We start from the raw sequence: 26,539 nt of genomic DNA, 5'->3' as shown, positions 1-26,539 counted from the left end.
GATAAAAACTTATTGCTTTAGCATTTGAAGAACATCACACATCTTATTTATCGTATCTTCTACGGTCTTCATACCCACATCATCTTCAACTACTGGTTTTTGAGAAGTACCTCCAAAATGACCACCATCGCCTATAACAATCATTCCATGGACGTGCATACAATCATGTATTGTTTGAATTGTTTTTTCTTGTCCACCATTACGTGACCCTCCAACTGCAATAGCAGCTCCAAGCTTATTATTAAGAGCAAAACCTTGTCGTCTAAGCAGAACACTTCTATCAAACAAACATTTCAATTGTCCTGTCATACCACCAAAGTAAACAGGTGACGATACAATTATGGCATCCGCTTGTTTCAGTTTAGCATAAACACCATCCATATCATCTTCTATTGGACACGTATCATTATCTCTACATGCATCACATGCATTACATGGTGAGATATTACACGATGATAATAATAATTTATCAGTTTCAAAATTTCTATTTTCTGCTATATGCAGCACTTTATTGATTAAAATCTCATTATTTCCATTCTCAACAGGACTTCCAGATATTCCTAAAATTTTCATTTATCCTCACCTACTTACGTTATAAAGTAATGCCTTAATATATAATTTGTTTGTTCATTAGTAACAATGTTTTATAGTAAAACTAATAAATATTGTATTAAATTAAATAAAACAACCGATCCAGTTTTGAAATAAAATAAAGTATTGGGGTTATCAATGTTAAAAAAAATGTTTAGTCCAAAGTCTGTTGCTGTTATTGGTGCTTCAAAGAATAAAGAAAAAGTTGGATATGCTGTTCTAAAAAATTTAGTTGATAGTTTTAAGGGAAAGATATATCCAATAAATCCCAATGCTGAAACAATATTGGGTTTAAAAGCATTTTCTAGTATAAAAGAGATTTATTTAGAAACACCGATAGACTTAGCAGTTATTGTAATCCCCTCACAGTTTGTTCCTGATATGATAGAAGAGTGTGGTAATGTTGGTGTTAAAAACCTAATTATAATATCTGCTGGCTTTAAAGAGACAGGAATTAAAGGAGCAAAGCTTGAAAAAAAGTGTGTTGAAACCGCAAAAAAATATGGGATACGATTTTTAGGTCCTAATTGCCTTGGTTTAATAAACACCTCTGCTGGTTTAAATGCATCTTTTGCAGCAACAATGGCAAAACCTGGGAACATCGCTTTATTTTCACAATCTGGTGCAATTTGTACTTCTGCACTTGATTGGGCAGATAATAAAAACGTTGGTTTCTCTAAATTCGTTAGTCTTGGAAATAAAGCCGATATTTCTGAAAATGATTTACTAAAAGAATTTTTAATTGATTACGACACCAAAGTTGTGGCTGCATATCTTGAAGGTGTTAGTAACGGACCTGAATTTATTAAAACTTCAAGAAAACTATCTCAAAAGAAACCCCTTGTGGTTGTCAAAGCGGGAAGAACTGCTGCAGGTTCAAAAGCTGTTTCTTCACATACTGGTACTCTTGCCGGCTCTGATGAAGCATATAATGCAGCGTTTTCTCAAAGTGGTGTTATTCGTGCTGACACATTAGAAGATCTCCTGGAATATTCACATGCATTTGCAAGATATTACTATCCAAAAGGTGACAATATTGCTCTAATTACAAATGCTGGTGGTCTTGGCATACTTGCAGCTGATGAATGCCACCTCAGAGGTCTTTTTTTATCCGAATTCGAAGATATAACATATATTAGGCTGAAAGAGGCACTTCCACCTGCAGCCAGTATATATAACCCTGTTGATGTTTTGGGTGATGCTAGTTCAGAAATCTACAAAAATGCTCTAAATATTGTTTTAAAGGATAGTAATGTAGATGGAATAATTTTGTTGATCTCTCCACAATCTATGACAAACATTGAGGAGATAGCGTATAATATAAAATCAATTATTGAAACTTCACATAAACCTATCCTTTGTTCTTTTGTTGGTGGAAGTAGAATTGGTAAGGGTGAAAAAATATTGCAAAAATCAAATATACCCAACTATTCATCACCTGATAGAGCTGTAGCTAGTATGAAAGCACTTTCAACTTATAGAAAGATTAAAAATAAACATTATTTTGATGCACCTGAAATAGTAGGCGATAAAGCCCTTGTTTCCAGGATGCTGAAAAAAGCACAAGAAAAAAAACAGACTGTAATGGGCCTAGAAGCTTTTGATATCTTGAAAGCATACGGTATACCAGTTATAGAAAAAGAAGTTGCAAGAAGTTTAGAAGATACTTTAAGATACTGTGAGAAAATAGGCTATCCAGTAGCATTAAAGATACTATCTCCCGATATTAGCCATAAAACTGATGTCGGTGGCATTAAACTTAACTTGAATGATTGTGAAGAAGTTGAAAAAGCCTATAATTCAATGATGTCTTCTGTTAGGAGGTACATGCCGCATGCCACTATCTCAGGAGTTCAAATACAAAAAATGGTTACGAGTGGTCGAGAAGTAATTATTGGAATGAACAGGGACGTACAATTCGGACCGCTTATTATGTTTGGATTTGGAGGGACGTATGTAGAACTAATGAAGGATATTTCATTTGGATTAGCACCTTTAACTGAAAAAGATGCTAAAAAGATGATTTCTTCAATAAAGACATATCCACTTTTAGCAGGAGTAAGAGGTGAAAAGCCTCACGATATTGATAGTATAGTTGACGTTTTGCTGAAAGTATCTCAACTATCTATCGACTTCCCAGAAATACTTGAGTTTGAGATTAATCCACTAGTAGTATTTGGTGAAAGAAAAGGGTGTACTGCTATAGATATGAGATTAACTTTAAGTGAATAATAACAGCTTATTGAAAAGATTTAATGTACTAATAAATATAACTAATATATCTTCAATTAAAAGGAAGTGTTGTTGTGGTATCAGTTCTAGTAAGTTCATCAGAAGAATATTCAGGCAAGAGTTCACTATGTGCGGGTTTAGGTATACTCCTGAAAAACATGGGTTATTCCGTTGGATATATGAAACCCATAGGTAACATTTTAATTGATGTTGATGGTACTCTTTCAGATCAAGATTCAGAAGAAATTATGTCTATACTAGACATAAAAGAAGATAGGAAATACGTGACTCCAATATTATTAACCGATCAGCTAATAAGTGATTCATTAAAAGGTATTGATAAAGGACTAGATAAAAGATTAAAAGAAGCCCATGAACTCATCTCAAAAAATAAAGATATAGTACTAATTGAAGGTACAGGAGATGTAGGAGGGGGCTCAATGTATGGTTTATCTGATCCCCAAGTTGCTGATATACTAAATGCAAAGATGATTCTAGTTACAAGATATAACTCTATATTTGCCGTTGATAGAATTCTGTGTGACCAAAAGCTCATAAAAAACAAAGATAATTTATTGGGAGTTATCCTAAATGAAATACATGAGTCTGATATTGACTATGTAAATGACCTTGTTGTTCCATTTCTTCAATCAAAGAACATAAGAGTATTTGGCACAATACAAATAGATTCAACACTAAGATCAATACCAATCTCTGATATAGTTGAACATTTACATGCAGAGGTACTAACCAGCGCCCATAAGCTCGAACTACTGGTTGATAACTATCTTGTTGGTGCAATGGAAGTAAGTGCTGCAATCAAATACTTCAGGCGATTTCCTAACAGTGTTGTTATAACGGGTGGTGATCGAGCTTCGATTCAACTAGCAGCTATTGAAGCTAAAACAAAATGTCTTATTTTAACAGGTGGTCTAGTACCAGGTGAGGCCGTACTTGCTAGCGCTGAGGAAGCAGAAGTTCCTCTACTCATGGTAAGAAATGATACAATGAGCACGATAGAGCGAATTGAAGAGTTGATTGGCCATGCTAGAATAAAACAAAACGATAAGTTAAAAAGAACCGTGGAACTAGTAGACAATAACATAGATCTTGATTTAATCTTAAGTGAATTGGATTTAAAAAAACATGTGAAATAACTATCTTTTAACCCATTTAAATTTCATAAACCTTATAGTTACACATAATTCTGTGATTTAAATCGAATAAAGCTCAACTACTAGCATAAACTAATTATATGATAACTGAGGGATAGATTGACTGTAAAAGATTTTCTAACCATTAACGATTTTGATCTAGATGGAAAAACCATCTTGCTACGGGCTGACCTAAATTCTCCTATGGATCCTGAAGGAAACATTCTAGATGACCTTAGAATAAAAAGCCACATTCAAACAATAAATGAGTTAATTAACACTAAACTTGTAATAATGGCACACCAAAGCCGACCAGGTAAAAACGACTTTACAACCATGCAGTCTCATTCAATTAAATTATCTGAATATCTTGATAGAAGAATTCATTATATAGAGGATATATTTGGAACGCATGCAAGGAATACTATAACTAAAATGAAAAAGGGAGATATTGTACTTCTTGAGAATGTTAGGTTTTTTTCAGAAGAAACAATCGAGCGCTCTGCTGAAGCCCATTCTAATTCACATATGGTTAAAAAGCTTAGCCCTTTAATTGATATATATCTAAACGATGCATTTGCTGTATCTCATAGATCACACCTTTCACTTATGGGTTTTACTGAATTATTGCCAGCAGGTGCTGGACGTTTGATGGAAAAAGAAATTTTAGCATTGGATAAAGGTATAAAAGGTACATCTCATCCTAATATTTTCGTTCTAGGTGGAGCAAAAGTTGATGACTCTTTAAAAGTTGCTGAAAGTGTTTTAAGCAGTGGTAATGTTGATAAGGTTCTTTTTACGGGAATAATAGGCACAGTCCTGCTCATAGCTTCTAATGTAGATGTTGGTCAAGTAAACTATGATTTTATCAAAAATCAAGGTTATATAGACCAGGTGGATAAAGCAAAAGAACTACTTAAACGCTATAACAGTAAAATCAAATATCCTAGTGATGTTGCACTTAATAACAAAAACAAAAGAATTGATGTTGATATTGATGAACTGAAAGATCAAAATCTCCCTATAAATGATATCGGGCTTGAGACAATAGTATATTTCTCAAAAGAAATAGAAAATGCGCACACAGTAGTTCTAAATGGGCCTGCAGGAATCTCAGAAGTTGAACAATTTGCATTAGGTACACTAGAGATTATAAGAGCGGCTACAAAAGCCACTTATTCAATTGCAGGTGGAGGACATATTGCTGCAGAGGTTAGAAATTATGGTTATGAGGACAGATTTTCTCACTTAAGTACTGGTGGTGGAGCTTGTATAGATTATCTTTCTGGTGAAAAGTTACCTGGGATTGAAGCCTTAAAAAATAGTTACTACAACAAAAGTTAATTATCTCTTTTTGCAAATATCAATGAAATAGAATAGCATTTATGGAGGAATGTGTGATTCCGCAATTACTTAATCTAACTGAAGGAAAAATGGCTGTTAAAATTTCTAGGACAATAATAACCGAATTTTTAAGTACCGGTAAAAAAATAGCTACTACTGAATTCGATGTATCTCCTATTTTCAACGAGCACCGTGGTGTATTTGTTACATTAAACAAAAAAAATGAACTAAGGGGTTGTATAGGGAGACCATATCCAGACACACAGCTACTAGATGCAATTATAGATTCAGCCATATCAGCAGCAACCAATGACCCAAGATTCCCTGTAGTAAGGTTAATCGAATTAGATGAGATTCTAATTGAAGTCACAATTTTAACACCACCAATTCTTATAGAAGGTAATGAGGATGACATTATGAGTTCGATTATAATTGGTGAGCACGGACTTATCATCAAAAAAGGTTTCAATCAAGGACTTTTACTACCACAAGTAGCTACAGAGCATGGATTTGATGTGTATGATTTTTTATCAAATACATGTTTAAAGGCTGGACTACCGCCAAGTCAGTGGAAAGATAAAAATACCCAAATCTATAAGTTTGAAGGTCAAATATTTAAAGAAAAATCTCCAGGAGGAGAAGTTATCGAAAAACATCTTGAATAAAAATTATATTAACTGCTAATATACATTTCTTATGAATGTATTTTCATAAAAATATACACCATGCATGCTCATAATATTGATTTTGTTAAAATACACAACTTTATACACTTAGATTTATTTATTTATTTATTTATTTATTTATTACTTTTAATTAATGATTTGTTAAGTATTTTAACCAAGTCTTCAATATCCGTTGCTAAATATGTCAAACATTCTTCAATCATTAAATTTATCTTACTACTATCGTCAAATGTGCGGAAGTCTGTTCTTAGACCAAATATAGGTATTCCTTTTGAATATGCATACCCAACTTCCCATGCAGTACCCGAATCAACATCCAAACCACCATCAAGTACAGCTACAATAATATCACATTTATTTAATATATTCAAGTAGTTTGAGAACATCTGTTCATTTTTGGTATCACATCCATATACTTCATTTTCTTGTGGTAAAAAAACATTAAATCCATTTTTAGTAAGAATTAACTTGAATTTTTTATTGAATTGTCTTTCAGCCTCTGAAAAAAGTGGTCCTGCAAGATATATACATATACTCAAATAATAACCTCTGTTGTTTATTAATAAGTAACTTCATCTTTATTATTATGTATTTAAGTTTAATACTTTAGTTATTTAAAAATTTCAGTATATAATATATAACTTATAGTAATAATAATAGGTTGCCATTATAGTAATAAATATATATGTAGTAAGGATACAATAACACTTGTAAATAAATTACTACATACTAAAAAGAGACTTTAATACAAAATCTTGATATGGAGTTATTATAAATGACACTAAAAAAATATGGGATAAATACACGTGCATTACATTCTGGACAAATCCCGGATCCAACTACTGGTTCAAGAGCTGTTCCTATATATCAAACTACATCATATCAGTTTAAAGATACTAATCATGCAGCTAATCTTTTTGCTTTAAAAGAGTTTGGTAATATCTATACCCGACTTATGAATCCTACTTCAGATGTTCTAGAAAAAAGAATAGCTGAAATCTCTGGTGGTACAGGGGCACTTGCCGTTTCTTCAGGAATGTCCGCAATTGCACTATCAATACTTGGTATTACAAACCCATCTGATGAAATTGTTTCAGCAGATAATCTATATGGTGGAACTTATCAACTTTTTAATAACACGATGCCAAACCTTGCGCGAAAAGTTAAGTTTGTTAATTCACAAGATATAAAAGGATTTAAAACAGAAATCAATGAAAAAACAAAGGCAATATACATTGAATCTATTGGTAACCCTAAATTGGATATACCTGATTTTGAAAAAATTTCAAAAATTGCGAGTGATGCCGGAATTCCATTGATAGTGGATAATACAGTCGGTGTAAGTTTAATCGATCCAATAGAATTGGGTGCAGATATTGTAGTTATGTCAGCTACTAAGTTTATAGGTGGACATGGAACTTCGATAGGAGGACTAATAGTTGATTCAGGAAAGTTTGATTGGAGTAATGGCAAATTTCCTGGATTTACAGAACCTGATCCTAGTTATCATGGACTCCGATACTGGGATGAGTTTAAAAATGTCCCAGGGCTTGGTAATGTCGCATTTATAATGAAACTTAGAGTACAGTTACTAAGAGATCTTGGACCAGTTCTAAGTCCATTTAACTCATTTCTCTTTTTGCAAGGACTAGAAACTTTGCCATTAAGAATGAAAAAACATTCTCAAAATGCACTTGGAGTTGCCAAGTTCCTTAGAAACCATCCTTTAGTTGAGTGGGTGAATTATCCCGGTTTACCTGATCATCCATCACATTATAATGCACAAAAATATTTAAACGGACATTATGGCGCCATCTTAGGTTTTGGCATAAAAGGTGGATTAAGTGCAGGGAGAAAGTTCATTGAGAATCTAGAGTTATTATCACATGTGGCAAACATAGGTGATGCAAAAAGTCTTGTTATCCATCCAGCCTCTACGACGCATCAACAACTTACAGAAAATGAACGGTTAAATACAGGTGTTACTGAAGACTTTATTCGTATTTCTGTTGGTCTTGAAGATATTGAAGATATAATCACTGATATTGATCAAGCATTAAAGAGGTCTCAATAAATATGAAACCAGGGTCAATAGGACTAGTTGAAACTAAATATTATCACTTAAAAGATGAACTTGTACTTGAGAGTGGAAAAACTATTAAGAATGCAACTATTGCATATGAAACCTATGGTAAACTAAATGGAAGAAAGAACAATGTTATATTAGTCTGCCATGCACTTACAGGCGATGCACATGCAGCTGGATGGCATGAAGGAGACACTAAGCCAGGTTGGTGGGATATTCTCATAGGACCAGGAAAATGTATTGATACAACAAGGTATTTTGTTGTTTGTTCAAATGTAATTGGCGGATGCCAAGGATCTACTGGGCCAGCATCCATTAATCCTAAAACAGGAAAAAAATACGCGCTTAGTTTTCCTGTCATTACAATAAAAGATATGGTAAATGCCCAAAAGAAACTTTTGGAATATTTAGAAATAAAACATATCTATGCAGCGATTGGTGGATCCATGGGTGGCCTCCAAGTATTACAATGGAGTGTCAGTTATCCTGAAATGCTAGACAAATCAATTTCAATAGCATCTTCTGCATATTCATCCCCACAACAAATTGCATTCAACGAAGTAGGAAGAATTGCAATTACATCTGATCCTGAGTGGAATGAAGGTAATTATTCAAAAGATAAAAAACCAATACATGGTTTAGCACTCGCCAGAATGATAGGCCATATTACTTACCTTAGTGACGAATCCATGAGAGATAAGTTTGGTCGAGAGTTGCAGGATAGAAAAGAATATAATTATGATATTAGTATGGATTTTCAAGTAGAAAGTTATTTGCATTATAAGGGTAAATCTTTCGCTAAAAGATTCGATCCAAATTCATATCTTTACATTACAAAAGCAGTAGATTACTTTGATCTTACCAAAAATGGGTCTCTAAGTGAAGGTCTTAAGAATATAAGGTCTAAATGCCTTATAATTTCAGTAACTTCTGATTGGCTTTATCCACCATATCAATCAAAGGAAATCCTAATGGCCATGAATGCTAATAACCTTGATGTAACTTATAGGGAAATAGAATCAAATTATGGACATGATGCATTTCTTTTAGAATCAGGTCAATTAAGCTATATAATAAGTGGATTCTTGGATGATGTTACGGTTTCAGATATAATGAAACAAAATGTAGTTACTGTAACTGAAAATATTAGTTTAGAAGATGCTGCACAGTCAATGTTTGATAATGGTATTACTCATTTACCTGTGGTATCAAATCATGGAAAAATCCGTGGCATTATAACTTCTTGGGATATTTCAAAAGCTGTAGCTTTAAAATATACTCATCTGGATAAAATAATTACAAAAAATGTGCTTACTGCATCACCAGATGAAAAGATTGACAGTGCAGCCAGAAAAATGCAAAAAAACAATATTTCTGCTTTGCCTGTAATAGATGAAGATGAAGTAGTTATAGGTATAATCGGTAGTGAAGAAATTAATAAAATGATAGGAGAATATCATTATAGTTAAAAATGAATGTCTTCTTACTATTAGAAACTGAAAAATAACAACTTTAAATAATATTGGTGATGTAACTACAGTTAGATGATTTTATGCTAAATGCGGGAATAATAGGTGCATCAGGATATACTGGTGGTGAGCTCATCAGGTTATTAGCTCATCATCCTAATGTAAATGTAAATATTGCTACTTCAAGGAAACTTCATGGAACTTACGTATCTGAACAACACAAGAACTTAGTTAGCCTTAATTATTTGAGGTTTGAAGATGTAGAACCTGAAAAAATCACTGAATTTTGTGATATCGTTTTCTTAGCAGTTCCACATGGTGCATCAATGAAAGTAGTACCTAAGCTGATTGACTCAGATGTTAAAATAATAGATCTTAGTGCTGATTACAGACTTGATGTTGATATATTTGAACATGTATATGGTCAAGAACATGAAGATCCTAGAGATGTACCTTATGGACTGGTAGAACTTCATCCAGAAGTATCAAATTCTGACTTTGTTTCCAATCCCGGTTGCTATCCGACAGGTGCAAACCTTGCAGCAGCACCTTTAGTTAATAAAAAAATAGTAGAAAGTGTTGTTTTTGATTCAAAATCTGGCATTTCAGGCGCTGGTATTGTTCCTACAACAACTTCACATTACCCAAACCTTGCAGAAAACATTACGGCTTACAAATTAACCAAACATAGACATAGAGCTGAGATTAATCAAGAATTACAAAGATTTGATTCTGGATTAACAAATATAAGTTTCACACCACATGTAATACCATCAATTCGAGGTATTCTCACAACTGCACATATCTTCTTACAGGATAAAATGGAACATCAAGAAGTATTTGAAATATATAAAAAGTTTTACTGTGATAATAATTTTATACGTGTTATAGAGGGTGTACCATCTATTAGTCACGTAAGGGGCTCTAATTTTTGTGATATAGGTCTGGAAATAGATGAAAATAATAACAGAGTTGTAGTCGTATCAGCAATAGATAATCTTGTAAAGGGAGCTTCTGGTCAAGCAATCCAGAATATGAACCTTATGTGTGGTCTTGAAGAAACTACAGGTCTCTGGTTTCCTGGACTATTACCATGAATATAAATTGAATATTCAACAATTAAGAGGATTTTACATATAGATAAAGGTGGGCATATGAAAATTAAAGAGATAATGAATCAAGATGTGATATATTGTTATCAAGAAGATAAAATTAGTGATGTTGCACAGACTTTACGTGAAAATAATATAAGTGGAATGCCTGTCCTTGATAATGATAATTCACTTGTTGGGTTAATTTCAGAACTCGATCTTTTAAAACTATTAGAGATACCTAAACATAGTACATACTGGCTTCCAAGTCCATTCGAAGTTATTGAAATACCAATAAGAGAGCTTATCAGTTGGGAAGAAGCTAAAAAAATGTTAACAGATGTCGGGTCAAAACCTGTTAAAAGTATTATGGAAAAAGAGATATTTACAATATCAGAAGAAGCTTCAATTGAAGATGCATCATCTTTGATGCACAAACATAAGATAAATAGGTTACCGGTCTTATCAAATGAAAAGCTTGTAGGAATAGTAACTCGGGGAGATATTATTCAGGGTTTAGCTAGAAATAATGAAACAAAATAATTTTTCATAATTGTTACAAGAAATACTACCTAATCTTTTATTTGGAGAAACATATATGAAACTCGTCGATGGCGGAATATGTGCAGTTAAAGGAGTTAAAGCTGCAGCAATAAAAGAAGGTAAGAACGGTTTAGCCATAATCGAAGGTGAAGGCAATGCTGCTGGTGTATTCACCCGAAATAAGATTATTGCACCTCCACTCATTCTTACTAAAGAAAAAATAATTAGAACTAATAAAATTTCAGCACTTATTGTCAATAGTGGTAATGCTAACGCTTTTACTGGATATCAAGGAATGGAAGACGCTAAAGAAATGGCACATATTGTTCATAGATATCTAGGTTATTCTGAAGATAATATTGCAGTTTCTTCAACTGGAATTATTGGAAAAAAAATGGACATGGAATTTATCCGTAGACAAGCTGCTGTTGTGGTAAATAAACTTGAGAACAGTAAAAAATCTAGTCATGATGTTGCTGATGCCATCACGACAACTGATACTTTTAAAAAGGAAATTGCTGTTGAACTTTCAAGCGGTGCACGTATTGGTGGTCTTGCAAAGGGTTCTGGAATGATCGAGCCTAACATGGGTACAATGCTAGCCTTCATTTATACAGATGCAGATATAAATTCAGCAACTTTAGATACTTGCTTAAAAAAAGCTGTTGATAAAAGTTTCAATATGATAACTGTTGATGGAGATACAAGTACAAATGATATGGTTCTATTGATAAGTACAGGAAAGGCGATAGTTAATCCGAATATAGAAGAGTTTCAAAAAGGACTTGATTGCATATTAACAGGACTTGCTAAAATGATAGCTATCGATGGTGAAGGGGCAACCAAACTCATTGAAGCTAGAATTATAAATGCCTCCTCTGAAAAAGATGCAAAGCTTGCAGCGAAATCTATTGTAAGATCAATGCTAGTTAAAGCTGCCCTTTTTGGTGAAGATCCTAATTGGGGTAGAATAATTGCTGCAGTTGGCTATTCTGGGTGTGATCTTATAGAAAATAAAATCTCTTTATCATTTTCAAGTGGAGAAAATATTATTAATTTAGTTGAAAATGGGAATATAATAAGCCTTGACAACATTGAGCAAGAAAAACTAAAGGCAGTTATGTCAGAAGAACATATTTTTATCAATGTCAACTTGAATAATGGAAAATACAAAGCTACTGCGTGGGGATGTGACTTGTCTTACGACTATGTTAAAATTAATGCCGAATACACAACTTAACTTTAACATTTTGGTGATAATCAATGGAAATATCTGATTGGGAAAGGGAATATAGAGACTCATACTTTAAAATGAAAGATATGATTCACAATGTAAGAGGGGTATTCGTAGCTTATAACTGCAATATTGATTCAATTAAAAAAATTGAAAAAACGGATATTTTACATATGTTAAATACTGTCAATACTCAAACTGTCAAATCAAGATTGCAAGAATATCCCCGGGAAATCAGTTCTCCGGAAGATTTTGTTGCAAGGTTACTAATATCTATGCGAGATGGTAAAGCGGCAGAAGTTCCTACCTATGACCTAAAAATACATGATTGGTTAACTAAGAATTTAGGTCAGGGTAAATCGCGAATGGGGGGCCAGGCTGGAATTATTGCAAATACATTAGCTAATATTGATGTTAGAAATGTAATTGCATATGTGCCTTGGTTATCAAAAGAACAAGCTGATTATTTTGTAAATAAGGATAATCTCTTTCATCCAATCATAGAAAATAACCATCTTAGACTAAAACATCCTACAAAAGCATATAGTTCAAATAAAAAGCCTAAAATAAACTGGATAATCGAATATTCTAAAGGAATTGAGTTTGATTTCAGTGGAGAAAAGATAATCGTTCCACGTGATAACAGACTGATTGTTTCTTCTCGCCCACCTTGGATCAAAATAGATATGGAAAAAGATATTTATGAACATCTTCAAGAAGTTTATAAAGGCATAGATGGTGCACTACTTTCTGGATATCAAATGATTAAAGAAGTTGATGAGGATGGGAATACATACGACTATTATGTGGATAAATCTGTAAAATTAATCAAGAAATTAAAAGAAGTTAATCCCAAAATCAGAATTCATGTAGAGTTCACCTCAATACAAAATAGAGTTATAAGAAATGTAATACTAAAAAAAATTATTCATGAACATGTTCATTCTATTGGGCTTGATACAGTTGAAGTTGCAAATGCTCTCAATGTTTTGGGATATGAAGAGCTTGCATTTGCTGTCATTAAAAAAGATGAACGTGCAATTGATGCATTATATGAAGGAGCAGTAATATTATTACATGAACTAAAATTAGAGCGAGTGCAAGTACATTCACTTGGCTACTACATATGTGTAAGTTCAAAAGACTCTCCAGTGACACCAGAAGACCATAAAAAATCTTTATTATTTGCAGCAACTGTTGCTGCCTCTAAGGCAATGTCTGGTGATATTACTACACTTGAAGACTGTGACCAAGGTTTAGAAGTACCCATTTGGAAAGATGGTTATAACAAGTTTGAAACACTTGAAAAACATCTTATTGAAAGAGGTATTGGTACATTAAAAGAACTGCAGGATGGGTGTGTCTGCACTCCAAAACATGATGTTATTATCATACCTACAAAAGTAGTGAAAAATCCGGTAGCTACAGTTGGAATTGGAGATACAATATCTGCAGCTGCGTTTGTAAGTATGTTATCTACTTTAAATGCGAAATAAAGTGTTTTGTTGGTATTTAACCATGCGTGTATTATGTGGATATAATGTCAATATTGATGCGTTGTATAGAATTGAGGGTAAAGAAATTTCAGCATTGATAGCCTCAGAAAATATTGATTTACTTGAATTGATTAACAAAATAGAAGAACCACCATCAACCATCAAATCAATATCAGATTTCTATGCAGGCCTTATAAGATGTATGAAACTAGGTGCTGGTTCTGAATGGTTAATAGAAGATAATAATGTCTTAAAGTACCTTAAAGAGACCTTCTATAATAAATCAAGTATACGTATGGGTGGTAATGCAGGAATTATGACTAACGTTTTGTCTAATCTTGATATTGACGAAGTAATACCTAATGTAGTAGCACCTTCTGAAACCCAGTTAAATCTCTTTTCAAAAAAAGGTGTAATTATACCAAAAAAGGTTTTTAGAGAAGCTGTTGCACAAAAGTTTGAAAATATAGGTGATTTTAAAAAAAATGATCATAATGAACTTATTCATTTTGTTTTTGATTTTAACAGAAATGATGAAATTTTAATAGAAAACCTTGGTTTTAAAGTACCTAGAGAAAACAGATTTATTGCAACTTATGACCCCGAAAATACTAAGCTTGAAATCGCTAACAGTTTTGAGCTTTATGCTATAAGGAATATAGATGAAATCAATGGTAGTGTTATTTCTGGTTTTCATCTTTTAAGAGAAAAGTATCAGGACAACACTACTCATATAGATAAAATTAACAATGCAGTTAGTCAGGTACGTACATGGAAAATTATTAATAATCAATTAAAAGTACATGCTGAACTAGGTGATTTTTTAACAGATGAAATTGCACTTGATGTATTCAAAAGCTTGGATAAAGTTGCAGATAGTATAGGTATGAATGAGGATGAGCTAACTTTTTTTAATCCCATTCATAACATTGATAATGATAAAATAAAATCAATGAGTGCTTTTGATATCCTTGAAGCTGTAACCCAGTTGATTCATTTAAGTAAATACAAAAAGATCGTTGTTCATACCAGAGATTTTATTATCTCCGTTTTTATTGGTAGTTATTCCAAAGCAACAATTGAACTCCAATCATTAGATTTTGGCTCTAAAGTAGCAGCTTTATTTGCTCATAATGGAAAGATTGTATCTAGAAACTTAATTGATAGAGAAATAAAAAACTTACAAGAAAACAAACGCGGTAAAAATCAAATTAAGTTTGTGTCCCAAAAAGTTAAGAGTAAGTTTTTTGGGCGTGGTATTATTGGGTCAAAGAAAAATTTAGGTTATGCTATAATACCTACAATCATTACAGAGACTCCAATTTCAACAGTAGGTCTTGGTGATACTGTCACAGCTGCTACATTTTTACATTTTCTAGAAAATGTGTGATTAGTATGTATGTGCTCTCATGTCCAGATTTTAATTTAGACTTTACACTAGACTGTGGCCAGGTTTTTAGATGGGAAAAATCTGGTGATTGGTGGACTGGTATTGTACAAGAGTCACTAATAAAAATTAAACAAAACAACGATTTTTCAATCACAATTGATTCAGATTTACCTGAAACTTTTTTTCATGAGTACTTCAGGTTTGATGATAACCTTAATGCCATATTGGAAGATATTAACAAAGATAATTGTATAGCAAATTCAATAAAACAATATTATGGATTAAGGCTTATTAGACAAGATCCTTGGGAATGTCTTATTTCTTACATGCTCGCAACAGCTTCAAGCATACCTACAATTAAAAAGAGAATTTTAAACCTTTGCCGGATATTTGGAACTGAGATTGAGGCTGGAATATTTACATTTCCTTATCCAGAAGCTATTGCAAATGCATGTGAATCTGAACTCTGTGAATGTAAGTTAGGATTTCGTACAAAAAGAATAAAGCAAGCAGCTGAGCTTGTTGTCAATAAGCAAATTGATCCATATAATTTGCATAAACATGAGTATCATGAAGCACGTGAAAAATTAATGACAATAGAAGGTATCGGTGAAAAGGTTGCGGATTGTATCCTCCTATTTTCTATGGATAAACTTGAATCTTTTCCCGTAGATACTCACATTAAGCAAATTGTTCAACAATGTTACTCAAATGATGAATTTATAAAAAAGAAGTCAAATTATAATAAAATAGCAGAATGGGGCAGAAATTACTTTGGTAATTATTGTGGATATGCACAAGAATATCTTTACATGTATAATAGATTTAAAGACTCTTACTCAATAGCAAACGAAACTCAGGATTTTTAATTTTTAAAACTTCATCGTTTTCAAGTAAATCAAAATTTTGATTGATACTTTCATTTATATGTTTACCTAAAGAACAAGTCTTTAACCTATCCTCTAATAAAGATTTAGCATTAACATGTTGACGTAGAACATCACAAACATATTTCCCATCTTCAATATAAAAATTAAAACTATTTTTATCATCACTGTATTTTTCCTTAAACTTCTGTGCATGGTCTCTAAGCCAAACCGGGGGTCCAAAATGTTTTTTTACATTAGGTAAACGTGATGTTATCAATTCAAAAAAAACTACAGACTTATTTCCAAGTCCCACATCTTCAGACCACGAAAATGACTTCATTACCTTAAAGTCAAACATCTCTAACATCTCAGTAACTGATCTTTCCATCTTATAGAGTTGAGGATAAACTACATCATCAACTTCATCTGGTCGATCAAATATAATCACAATAAAACCCGTGCTTCTTCTTTCCATTCTATCGATTAAGTATTCTTTGTTATGTTCATTGCCTTTTTTTGAAAAAAAGAACTGTTTAGAAGGTGACTCCAAAAAGTCCCTAGCAGCATCTATAAACTCACATAATTTATCAAGAGAAACCGCAGAAGCTACATTTCGTTCAGGGTCGATTGGATCAACAAATAATAGAGGCTTTTTTTCTTGAATAAGTATAGTAGATATTTCTTCATTGCCAAGTCTTAATTTAATACCTGGTTTCCAATTAGCTGCGTTATATAAGACATTTTCAAAAGAACCGTAATATATTACAAGTAGTTCTGTAAGATAACCAGAAAATCCCTTAGTTTTAAGTTCTGAACCATATACTCCTATACCCCTCATAAACTGTTTAAGCAATCTAACATCATCAAATAAGCCAGCAATATTAGATTTAACATATTCATTATGGAATGGTGTTCTATCAACTGATGACTTAATTTTACTTGAATCTGAAACTCCAAAACAAGGAACTAAATCAACACCGAAATTTTCCACTTGAAGATTGATATAAGGGTGTTCTGCAAATCGTTCTTCATATTTATCTGCTATTTTTGTAACATCACGAGCTATCTCCAATCCAATAGCTTCGAGTTCTTCACGGGATGTATTTTCAGGAAATACTATGAAAATATCAAGGTCGTGTGTTCCTGAAAGCCACGTATTTCGGGCAGCTGAACCTACTAATTGTACAGAAATATCTTTTAAATCTCTTTTTTTAATTACATTGTATATATGATCAATCAATTTTCGAGTAACTTCTTCAAGTTTTATCTGTTCATATTCAGTTGGTTTGATTTCACTTATTATTTCTTGTTTTAAAGTATTGAACTTTTGTAATTTAGCATTGTCCATAATTATCACATGTACTGCCACTTTCTATGAATAATAGACGAAGTTAATATACGTATACATTTCGTTTAAATATATAAGATAGATAATGGTACGATGGTAATACCTGCCTCAAAAATCACATATATATCTGAAACCCACGTTGTTATACAATATATTATTAAGGAGGTGAACCAGTGGATCTATCTAAAATTCTCTTAGGTTTTGGTTTTTTAGTAATTATGGTTACAACCATAACTACAGTAACTGCCGAAACAAGCACTATAACATCACAAGCTATTAATTCTTGTGATTCCATAGCTGGATGTATAGAATGTATATGTAACAGACCTGCTACTGGTTGTGGATGTAACTGAAATATCTCTTACATTCAAAATTAAATTGTTTATTACTTTTTTATTTTAAAGTTGAGTTTACCTAAATACTTAATTACAATTAAGGATAAAAAATAGGTATATATATTTCATAACTTAACAAATAACATATGAGTGATATTATGAAAAAAATTATCCAAGTTGTTTTAGTTCTACTAGTTTTAATTACCATTCTGGGAATTAATTCAGTTTCTGGAAATCAAGATGATTCTAGAGTGGAAACTTGTCCAATATTAGTATCTTTACAAGAAAAACTTGGTTTTTCACTTTGTGGATTATTTTCTGGTACACCTGATCAAGAAGTAACTAATCTACCATTGAATAAAGAAGATGTATTAAAAATAGCACAAGAAAAAATCGATTTCAGAGTTGGAGAAAATAACGTTTACTTAGCAGATACATGGTGGGTAATCTATTATAGTGATGAAGTTGGAAGTCAAATGATTAGAATCAACTCACTTACAGGAGAAATTGTAGAAGAACATAATAGTCGGTATTCTGATAACTTTTCTTCAAAATCTAATGATGTACACTATGATGGATGCTGGTGCTAATAGAAAGTTGATTAGAATAAATTTAATCTATATTCCTAGATATTATTAATTTGAAAACATCCTTAAATTTCAAATTTTTAGTTTCGATTACTTCAAGTCCTGATGATTGTATAAAATATACAATATCTCGATTAATGTACTCCCCTAAAAGATACTTTGTAAAAGGGTTAAATAAGTCCTGAATAAATGAAATGCTTTTTGTTTCACTGCGTAAATGTTCAATGTTTATGATTAGACCACCAGGTTTGCATACACGTCGAAGCTCTTTTAGAGCTAGATGAGGTTTATAAATATTACACATTACAAAAGTTGAAACCACATAATCAAAAGAGTTATCTTCAAAACCCAACATTTGAGCATCCATCAAAATCAAATTAACTTTATTTGGAGTGTCAACATTACGCGAATATTTTAACATTTTCTTGCTCAAATCAATACCAACAATCTCAGAATTATGTGGATAGTAACCTATGTTATTCCCTGTACCAATACCAACATCTAATATTTTGCCTTCAAGTTGTGTGATAAATTCCTTTCTCCAATAATTAAATAAATAATGTTCAAAAGGCCATTCTAGAATATTATAAAGGTGTGCAATCCGATCATACTTGGTACCATGTTTCATCAAAATTTAATAACTCGTTTAAAATATTTAAAGCCACCTTAACATCTTTTATAGTCATTTCAATGTATTATTTCTGGGCAAGATACATAATTTTAAATCCAAAGATTTATTTATCATAATGATATAAGGAAGCTCACATTACTGAAATTTACAAGGGCCCGTGGTCTAGCTGGTTATGACATCGCCTTGACATGGCGGGGATCCTGCGTTCGAATCGCAGCGGGCCCATTAGATATTTAAATTCCGTTTAGTCTTGATAGATAACTTTAAATGTAACTAGTATCATTTATCGTACAAGATCAAAGCATTGTGTGCCCAGGTAGCTCAGTTGGGAGAGCGCTGCCCTGAAGAGGCAGTTGTCCCCGGTTCAAGTCCGGGTCTGGGCATACCAATAATGGTACAAAGCCTAATACCTTCACACTGATAACTTTGGATACTTATCCAATAAGTGGAATGTTTTAGGTATGAATTTCTACAACAACAGAAAAGGAATAAAGTTTGCAGAGAAATGAATTATTGATGCAGACTATTCACAAAGAAACAGAAATCTTTTTTCATTTTTAAACATCTGTTTGTTGAAGAATTATAATATGCATATTTTAAAATAGTTTAACCAATTAAGCATTTTGACTTAGATATTTAAATAAGATTTTGATAAGGTAGCACTTACAGACGTGTATTAAGCTGCTACTGAGATTGAGCATTCTGATAAAAAGCCTTGAAAATATATTATAGCTGCTAAAACATGTTTTTTTACTAGGTTTGTCGCAGAAGGCACAGTGCAGAAAAATTTCTGCATGAAAGAATCATTGATTTAATTTTTTGTGACATTAAACTTTATACTATACTTTGAGAGTGTGTTCATGAACTCAATTGTTTCCATCTAATTTCAATCCAAATAAATAATCAACACCTTCATTATCAAAACATCTACAAAGAGGTAGCTTCTTTTTTTTGACCACATATATTTAATATATCTTTAAAGATTTGAGCTGCATGAACTCCTGCATTCCAATTCGATAGAGCATTCTTCCCATACCGCTTTCTTTGAAACCACCAAAAGGAAGTCTTGGATCTTCTTCAACAACCTGGTTGATGGTGATAAAGCCTGCTTGGATGTTGCTTATAAGATTCATAAACCTGTCTCTGTCGTCTGACCAAACGCTGGCTCCCAGCCCGAACTTTGTGTTATTAGCTAGATTGACAGCTTCCTCCTCATTCTTGAAAGTGATGATTGGTGCCACAGGACCAAATGTTTCTTCCTGCATGACAGGGTCACTCTCCCTGATATTAGTGAGCACTGTAGGCATAAAAAAGAATCCATTTCCTTCCCGAGGCCCGCCATCCAGAAGAGCTTCTGCTCCCATTGAAAGTGTTTCATCGATCTGCCTTTGAATTTTATTCATTTGTTGTTCACTGACAAGAGGTCCCATATCTGTTTCTGGGGATGTTGGATCATCAACTTTGAGTTCCCGGTTCCTCTCCAAAAATGTTCCGGTAAATTCCTTAGCTACACTTTCATCCACAATAATACGCTTTGCGGCAGTACAACTCTGTCCTGCATTTAGGAATCTGGCTCTAACAGCCTCCCTTGCAGCTACCTCTAAATCGGCATCTTTTAGTACGATGAAAGGATCACTTCCACCAAGCTCCAGCACAAATTTCTTCATATGACGGCCGGACTCAGCTGCCACTTTTTTACCTGTTTCACTGCTGCCGGTAAAGGAAACCGCCTTCACTTCCCCTCTTGCAATCAGTCTTGCTATCATGTTACCCTTGACCATCATTGTCTGAAATGTACCTCTTGGAAATCCTGCTTGAGAAAAGACATTTTCAATCTCCATAGAGCACATTGGAACGTAACTAGAATGTTTCAGAAGCACTACATTACCTGCTGCAAGTGCTGGAATGCAGGTGCTGAAAGCTTGCCAAAAGGGAAAGTTCCAAGGTGTGATATTAAGTATGGTGCCTAGAGGCTCGTACAAGAAACCCGAAGTAATGGCATCCGTATCCACAAATTCGGTTTCAAGGAACTTCTCAACATTTGCAGCGAAATATTTGCAAAGATCTATACAGTCGTCTATTTCTTGCTCAGATTCCCTGATGGGCTTTCCCATCTCTGTGGTGATAATACTTGAAAGCTCATATTTTCTCTTTTTAAGAACACTTGCAACGACATTTATATACACTGACCTGTCAAAAGCCGATGTGTTTTTCCAGTCAATAAAAGAATTCAAAGAACATCTTACCTTATTCTCTATAATGTGTACTGAATCCAGCTCGTAATCCCCTATGGCCTCTCCTGTTGCAGGATTAAATGATGTGATACTTTCCATTATTATTATTATGCCTCTTTATTGTTTTCTTCTTATGTGTCACTAAAGAAAAGGTCAAAGCCTCAACCACATTTTGATTAAATTTCATTTTGTATATTAATAACTTCTACCTATTTCGATATTGATGTGAGCTTATTTCTAATCTTACCACTATCCTGTAGGGCTTTAAGCTTGACAATTCATTTCTATGTAGTTCCTTGAAATGTTATTGTGGACGAATCCAGTAAACCACTAATGTAATAAGCTATACTTAGAAATAAAAACCAATAATTATATATAATATATATTATTTTGTACCAAACGTACAAAATGATGCCACTATTGACCACCAAGTCTGAGCATTGTGAAAAATAAGCAATTCCGTTAACTTTTATGAGTAAAAAGAGGCGTGTTAGAAATTTCCATTCTCTCAATTCAACTCTTTTTAAAGTCATAGATCAACTTTGTTAGTATATACAAAAATTGATACACCTATACATATGACCTTTACATTTTATGTTATTATTTATGGGGTAAGATAATCATCTATTAAAGGTTTAAAAAAGATTATATGTAATTTATTAATATTTAAATATAAAATATTTTATGTGTTTCTATGGTCAACGAATCAAATTCAGCAAACAGTATTTCTTTTATTCATGCTGCGGATCTTCATTTAGATAGTCCCTTTAGTGGTATTGCGGAAATAAATCAGAAACTGGCACATAAATTATCTAATGCTACTTTTGATTCTTTTTTTAATCTAATTTATCTTGCTATTAGAAAAGAAGTCAACTTTGTACTTTTCGCTGGTGATATTTATGATAATCAGAATAAAAGCCTCTATTCTCAGTTGCAGTTCCTTAAAGGAATGGAATTGTTAAATGAATCTAAAATTGAGGCATATATAGTACATGGTAACCATGACCCGCTATCTGGTTGGTCTGCACATTTAAATTGGCCCGAAAATGTACATATATTCAATGGAAAAGAACCTGAGGTTAAAGTATTTAAATCCAATGATTTTAATGTTCATATCGTAGGCATGAGTTATCAGGAACATCACATAAAAGATAATCTTGTTAAACAATTCCCTGCGAAAAGTAAAAAATGGCCTCTAACGATTGGTTTATTGCATTGTAGTGTCGGAAATCACGGTGAGCATTATAGTTATTCCCCATGTACTTTAAACGATTTAAATCAATTGAATTATGATTATTGGGCACTAGGACATGTACATACTCCTTCAATTCTTCAAAACAATCCTCCTATCATATATTCTGGGAATACTCAAGGCCGACATCCAGGTGAAACAGGTGAAAGAGGTTGTTATCTTGTGAAAATGGACAATCCTCAAATAAAGTATACCTTTCAGAGTACTAGCACAATCTATTGGGATTGTGCCGAATTATCATTGAATGGATTAAATTCAGAGTCAGACTTAATTGAAATGTTGAATAAACATATTCGAACAGTCAAGAATGAGCAAACTGATAAATCCATTATATGCAGGTATAAATTAGTAGGTAAGTCTAAGCTTAGCAGCATTCTAAATGATGAAGAGGTTATTGATAATATTTTAAAATATTTTAACGATGACCAAAATCTTGATTCTCAGTTCATTTGGATCGATCGACTACGGAACCATACAAAATTGCCTATAAATAGACAAAATATAGCTCAACGCCAAGACCTTTTAAGCGAAATTGTGAAACTTGTTGATGAGTATCAAGCTAATGATGATGATTTAACTGAACTATTTGAAACAGTTTCAACTCTTTTTAACTCCAATGATGGAAAAAGATTTCTGCAACCCATAAATAAATCCGAGCTGAGAACAATATTGTATGAAGCTGAAGACATCATATTGGATCAGTTCATGGAGAATGATGAATGAGGATTGAAAATATCAACATAAATGGATTTGGTAAGTTCAATAGTTATAGAGCTGAGGGAATTACCTCAAATTGTGTATTATTTTATGGTCCAAATGAAGCAGGAAAATCTACTTTACTAGAGTTTATACGAATAATGTTCTTTGGTTTCTCAAAAGTCAAAAATACAAGTCCAAAACCATATATCCCACTAAAAGGAGGGCGACATGGTGGCTCTCTAAGTCTTATAAGTAAGGATGAAAAATATGTCATTGAACGCTATGATACTACCGAGTTGAACTTGATCTTGCCTACAGGAAAAATAGGCGACAAACATGATCTTAGCAAGCTCGTTGGCAGTATAGATTCCAATACATTTGAAAACATTTATGCATTTAGCCTGAAAGAATTACAGGACTTCAATACACTTAATGATGAAGCGATACAGAACAAATTGTATAGTGCAGGTACAGGTTTTAAAAGCATATCAATTTCTGATGTGAAATCAAAACTCAATTCAATGCATCGATTTTACTATAAGCCAAAAGGTAAAAAACCAGTTTTGAATGAATTATTCTACAAAATAAAAAATCTCAAAACACAATATTCAGAACATGTGGGTAAAATAGAATCATATGATGAACTTCAAACAAATCTTGAATCTTGCTTAAATGAAAGAGAAAAATTAAAAGCAACACGAGAAGATCTCTATAAAAAGTTTGATTTTGTGAATAACCTTTTATATGTATGGGACGATTGGATCAACTTAGTTTCTTCAAATGCAACTTTGGATAATATTAAAAAAATCTCATTTTTTTGTGAAAAACATTCTGATGAAATTACCAATTTAGTGAAACGAAAAGAGCATTTAGAAAATCAAGTTGAAGAGTTTACTAAGGAAAAACAAGAATTGATACTGGACAAGGAGAATTTACTAATCGATTACGATGTTCTAGACTACAAAGAAGAAATATATCAATTAGTCAACTATCTTGAGAAATACATTGCTGATAAAGCTTCTAGTAAACAGGTCGAACTTAAGATAGCTTCTGAGAAACAAGAATTGGATAAGTTACTTAAATCAATTAGTTATGATTGGAATCGTGAGAAACTCAATAATACTGATTTTTCAATACAAACAAAAGAATTTATTAAAACTAAACAGTTACAATTAAATTTCCTTGATAACAAAGTTTCTGATCTAAATTCCGAAATAAAGCTTTTAAATGAGAATATTGATCAGATAAATGCAAAGCTTGAGTCAAATAAAAATAAGCGAAAGTATATTAATCCTAACCTTATTACAGTGGAAATTGAGGGGTGTTTTGAAGCAATATTCAACTTAAGAACATTTATTCCTGAATTAGAGAAACTTAACAATGATCTTGATAATTGGAGAAAAGATGCTGCAATACTTAATACATTAGTTCAAAGAAAAAATGTAAATGGAAGTGCACCAGTATGGCCTGCAATACTGTTATTGATAATTGCTATCCTTCAAGCTATATATATGTACACGATTGGACTTTTAGCAGAAGGGGCTTTAATATCGGGAATACTTGTGGGCTCAATAATATTATATCTCTATATTTCAAATAAAAATAATAGCAAACCAACTACAAATAAATCTTTACATGATGAAGATAAAAAATTTCTTGATAATTTTGAGTCACCTTACGATATTGACCAATACATTACAAATGCTGAAGAAAAAAAGAAAAAGCTAACTTCATTTTTAAAGGAGCAAGCAAAGATATGTGGTTTCGATTTTATCCCCCGCTTGTCTCAAGTTGAACAAAAAGCCAAAGAGTTACAGGTTGAAGCAGATAAATCAGCTGAACTTAATAATATTCAACTTGAAGAAGCCGAACTCTTTGATAAAAATAGGCAACTTTCTGAGAATCTTAGGGAAAAAAAGGTTGAAAAGAGTAATATTGAAAATAGCATAAATGACATAATTCATGAATTTAATAATTGGTTGCTTTCAAACAAGTTAAATACAGGCTTGTTACCAACACAAGTACTTGAAATATATTCTATAATTCAGACTTGTTATGATAAAAATGCTAATCTCTCAAGTAAAGAAGAAGAATATGAACAGATAAGTAACAGTGTTCAATCCTACAAAAATAAAACTGTAAAGCTAATCAAAGATCTTAAGATGAATCCTAGTCAACCCATAGAAGTTTCTGTAAGGCTGCTTAAAGAAAAACTGGATTTATCTGAAAGAGGCCAAGCCCAATTAGATTTAATTGTTTCAAATATTGAGAAACTCGATAAGAAACTAGATGTTACCTATTCAGAAATCAATAATATTGAAAGTAGGATAAATATGATTTTAAGTTTAGAAAAAGTTACTACACTTAAAGAATTTAGAAAAAAGGAACAAAATTGGATTGAACTGAAAAAATTAAAAGACGAAATAAAGACCTCTGAGCACAGAATTCGAAGATTTACTGGAAATGATTTATTCAATGAAATCTTAGAAAAATTGAACAATACAACTTACGGTGAGCTTGAACTTGAGAAAAGTGAGCTTAAAGAAGAAATTGAAAGGATAAACGATATGATAGAAACATTATCCAACACGATTGGTGAAACTGAAACGAAAATAAATCACCTTATAGAAAATCATCAAGAATCTGAAATTCAACAAAATCTGAAATCTGTAAGTGAAAAAGCAAATCACATATCACGTAAATGGGCAGCTTTTATTCTTGCTGAAAACTTACTTAATAATGCAATTTCAAAGTATGAACATGAGCACCAACCTGAAGTTGTTACAGACGCACAAAAATTCTTTTCCATTATTACTGGAGAGAAGTACAATAGGATATACTCACCATTAGATTCTTCTGAAATCTTAGTTGAAGATTGTTCAGGGAATCACAAAGATATTCAGCAATTAAGTAGAGGAACTGCAGAACAGCTTTACCTATCACTTAGGATTGGCTTTATTCTCCACTTTCAAAAATATAATCCATCATTACCCATAATTTTTGACGATGTGTTCGTGAATTTTGATAATACTAGAGCCCAGAACGCTTTCAAAGCAATAAATGATTTAATTAAAACAAATCAGGTGTTTTACTTCACATGTCATCCTGAACATGTTGAAATGTGTAAAGAAAAAATTCCCTCTACACAAGTTTTTGAGCTTGTCTAATTTATCTCGTATTCAATATTAACTTATTAGTAATATCAGAGAATTAAAAATATTTATTAAAATATTTAATTTAATTTAATAGAATCTCTTGTTATAATCGA

The 26,539-nt window shown here is 32.4% G+C and carries 21 protein-coding genes and 2 tRNA genes; 18 read left to right on the top strand and 5 right to left on the bottom strand.

The features are described from left to right. Positions 1-9 precede the first annotated feature (9 nt). The gene (locus J2T59_RS06120; protein ID WP_259134954.1) at positions 10-573 is read right to left on the bottom strand and encodes a flavodoxin family protein; all 564 of its coding nucleotides are present in this window, start codon (positions 571-573) and stop codon (positions 10-12) included. Positions 574-729: 156 nt separating this feature from the next. Between J2T59_RS06120 and acs the strand changes: the two genes are divergently transcribed. The 4 genes from acs to J2T59_RS06100 all read left to right on the top strand — a co-directional run bounded on the left by acs (position 730) and on the right by J2T59_RS06100 (position 5,986). Then, on the top strand, positions 730-2,823 hold the full coding sequence (gene acs / locus J2T59_RS06115; RefSeq protein ID WP_259134952.1) for an acetate--CoA ligase alpha subunit: 2,094 nt from the start codon (positions 730-732) through the stop codon (positions 2,821-2,823). A 74-nt stretch (positions 2,824-2,897) separates the two neighbouring features. Continuing rightward, on the top strand, positions 2,898-3,980 hold the full coding sequence (locus J2T59_RS06110) for a phosphotransacetylase family protein (RefSeq protein ID WP_259134951.1): 1,083 nt from the start codon (positions 2,898-2,900) through the stop codon (positions 3,978-3,980). Between the two features lie 117 nt (positions 3,981-4,097). Next, positions 4,098-5,321: a phosphoglycerate kinase gene (locus J2T59_RS06105; protein WP_374761080.1), complete on the top strand. Its 1,224-nt coding sequence runs from the start codon at positions 4,098-4,100 to the stop codon at positions 5,319-5,321. A 53-nt stretch (positions 5,322-5,374) separates the two neighbouring features. Continuing rightward, positions 5,375-5,986 (top strand): TIGR00296 family protein, encoded by a 612-nt coding sequence (locus tag J2T59_RS06100; RefSeq protein WP_259134950.1) that lies wholly within the window; start codon positions 5,375-5,377, stop codon positions 5,984-5,986. A gap of 134 nt (positions 5,987-6,120) precedes the next feature. On the opposite strand, the gene J2T59_RS06095 is transcribed toward J2T59_RS06100, so the two are convergent. Next, entirely contained in the window at positions 6,121-6,546 is a 426-nt protein-coding gene (locus J2T59_RS06095; RefSeq protein WP_259134949.1) for a nucleoside 2-deoxyribosyltransferase, read from the bottom strand. A gap of 236 nt (positions 6,547-6,782) precedes the next feature. On the opposite strand from J2T59_RS06095, the gene J2T59_RS06090 reads away from it, so the two are divergent. The 8 genes from J2T59_RS06090 to J2T59_RS06055 all read left to right on the top strand — a co-directional run bounded on the left by J2T59_RS06090 (position 6,783) and on the right by J2T59_RS06055 (position 16,185). Continuing rightward, positions 6,783-8,081: an O-acetylhomoserine aminocarboxypropyltransferase/cysteine synthase family protein gene (locus J2T59_RS06090; protein WP_259134948.1), complete on the top strand. Its 1,299-nt coding sequence runs from the start codon at positions 6,783-6,785 to the stop codon at positions 8,079-8,081. Between the two features lie 2 nt (positions 8,082-8,083). Continuing rightward, positions 8,084-9,562: a homoserine O-acetyltransferase MetX gene (gene metX, locus J2T59_RS06085; protein ID WP_259134947.1), complete on the top strand. Its 1,479-nt coding sequence runs from the start codon at positions 8,084-8,086 to the stop codon at positions 9,560-9,562. Positions 9,563-9,645: 83 nt separating this feature from the next. Continuing rightward, positions 9,646-10,659, top strand: a complete 1,014-nt coding sequence (gene argC / locus J2T59_RS06080) for an N-acetyl-gamma-glutamyl-phosphate reductase (protein WP_259134946.1) — start codon at positions 9,646-9,648, stop codon at positions 10,657-10,659. A gap of 57 nt (positions 10,660-10,716) precedes the next feature. Further along, positions 10,717-11,196 carry a CBS domain-containing protein gene (locus J2T59_RS06075; protein ID WP_259134945.1) on the top strand — a complete coding sequence of 160 codons (480 nt, stop codon included), beginning with the start codon at positions 10,717-10,719 and terminating at the stop codon, positions 11,194-11,196. A gap of 55 nt (positions 11,197-11,251) precedes the next feature. Then, positions 11,252-12,436, top strand: coding sequence for a bifunctional ornithine acetyltransferase/N-acetylglutamate synthase (gene argJ / locus J2T59_RS06070; RefSeq protein ID WP_259134944.1), 1,185 nt, complete (start codon positions 11,252-11,254; stop codon positions 12,434-12,436). Positions 12,437-12,459: 23 nt separating this feature from the next. After that, the gene (gene pfkC / locus J2T59_RS06065) at positions 12,460-13,926 is read left to right on the top strand and encodes an ADP-specific phosphofructokinase (protein ID WP_259134942.1); all 1,467 of its coding nucleotides are present in this window, start codon (positions 12,460-12,462) and stop codon (positions 13,924-13,926) included. Positions 13,927-13,948: 22 nt separating this feature from the next. Then, positions 13,949-15,316 carry an ADP-dependent glucokinase/phosphofructokinase gene (locus tag J2T59_RS06060; protein WP_259134940.1) on the top strand — a complete coding sequence of 456 codons (1,368 nt, stop codon included), beginning with the start codon at positions 13,949-13,951 and terminating at the stop codon, positions 15,314-15,316. A gap of 5 nt (positions 15,317-15,321) precedes the next feature. Then, positions 15,322-16,185: a DNA-3-methyladenine glycosylase family protein gene (locus tag J2T59_RS06055; protein ID WP_259134938.1), complete on the top strand. Its 864-nt coding sequence runs from the start codon at positions 15,322-15,324 to the stop codon at positions 16,183-16,185. Here J2T59_RS06055 and cca read toward each other — a convergent pair. Then, positions 16,142-17,533, bottom strand: a complete 1,392-nt coding sequence (cca, locus tag J2T59_RS06050; RefSeq protein WP_259134936.1) for a CCA tRNA nucleotidyltransferase — start codon at positions 17,531-17,533, stop codon at positions 16,142-16,144. The two genes, J2T59_RS06055 and cca, sit on opposite strands and share 44 nt — an antisense overlap. Before the next feature lie 173 nt (positions 17,534-17,706). Between cca and J2T59_RS06045 the strand changes: the two genes are divergently transcribed. Both J2T59_RS06045 and J2T59_RS06040 read left to right on the top strand, forming a co-directional pair. Continuing rightward, positions 17,707-17,886, top strand: coding sequence for a hypothetical protein (locus tag J2T59_RS06045; RefSeq protein ID WP_259134934.1), 180 nt, complete (start codon positions 17,707-17,709; stop codon positions 17,884-17,886). A 140-nt stretch (positions 17,887-18,026) separates the two neighbouring features. Then, positions 18,027-18,458 carry a hypothetical protein gene (locus tag J2T59_RS06040; RefSeq protein ID WP_259134932.1) on the top strand — a complete coding sequence of 144 codons (432 nt, stop codon included), beginning with the start codon at positions 18,027-18,029 and terminating at the stop codon, positions 18,456-18,458. Between the two features lie 22 nt (positions 18,459-18,480). On the opposite strand, the gene J2T59_RS06035 is transcribed toward J2T59_RS06040, so the two are convergent. Beyond that, positions 18,481-19,083, bottom strand: coding sequence for a class I SAM-dependent methyltransferase (locus J2T59_RS06035; protein ID WP_259134930.1), 603 nt, complete (start codon positions 19,081-19,083; stop codon positions 18,481-18,483). Positions 19,084-19,237: 154 nt separating this feature from the next. Between J2T59_RS06035 and J2T59_RS06030 the strand changes: the two genes are divergently transcribed. Both J2T59_RS06030 and J2T59_RS06025 read left to right on the top strand, forming a co-directional pair. Beyond that, positions 19,238-19,311 (top strand) — tRNA-Val (locus J2T59_RS06030). A gap of 85 nt (positions 19,312-19,396) precedes the next feature. Continuing rightward, positions 19,397-19,469, top strand: a tRNA-Phe gene (locus tag J2T59_RS06025). A 582-nt stretch (positions 19,470-20,051) separates the two neighbouring features. Here the strand turns inward: J2T59_RS06025 and J2T59_RS06020 are convergent. Then, entirely contained in the window at positions 20,052-21,419 is a 1,368-nt protein-coding gene (locus J2T59_RS06020; protein WP_259134928.1) for an aldehyde dehydrogenase family protein, read from the bottom strand. A gap of 595 nt (positions 21,420-22,014) precedes the next feature. On the opposite strand from J2T59_RS06020, the gene J2T59_RS06015 reads away from it, so the two are divergent. Together J2T59_RS06015 and J2T59_RS06010 are read left to right on the top strand one after the other, a co-directional pair. Beyond that, positions 22,015-23,295: a metallophosphoesterase family protein gene (locus tag J2T59_RS06015; protein ID WP_259134927.1), complete on the top strand. Its 1,281-nt coding sequence runs from the start codon at positions 22,015-22,017 to the stop codon at positions 23,293-23,295. Beyond that, on the top strand, positions 23,292-26,438 hold the full coding sequence (locus J2T59_RS06010; RefSeq protein ID WP_259134925.1) for an AAA family ATPase: 3,147 nt from the start codon (positions 23,292-23,294) through the stop codon (positions 26,436-26,438). The genes J2T59_RS06015 and J2T59_RS06010 overlap by 4 nt, the downstream gene beginning before the upstream one ends. Positions 26,439-26,539: the final 101 nt, after the last annotated feature.

It is taken from the genome of Methanosalsum natronophilum, assembly GCF_024808815.1.
GTDB lineage: Archaea > Halobacteriota > Methanosarcinia > Methanosarcinales > Methanosarcinaceae > Methanosalsum > Methanosalsum natronophilum.
This window is presented reverse-complemented; position numbering and strand designations above follow the sequence as displayed.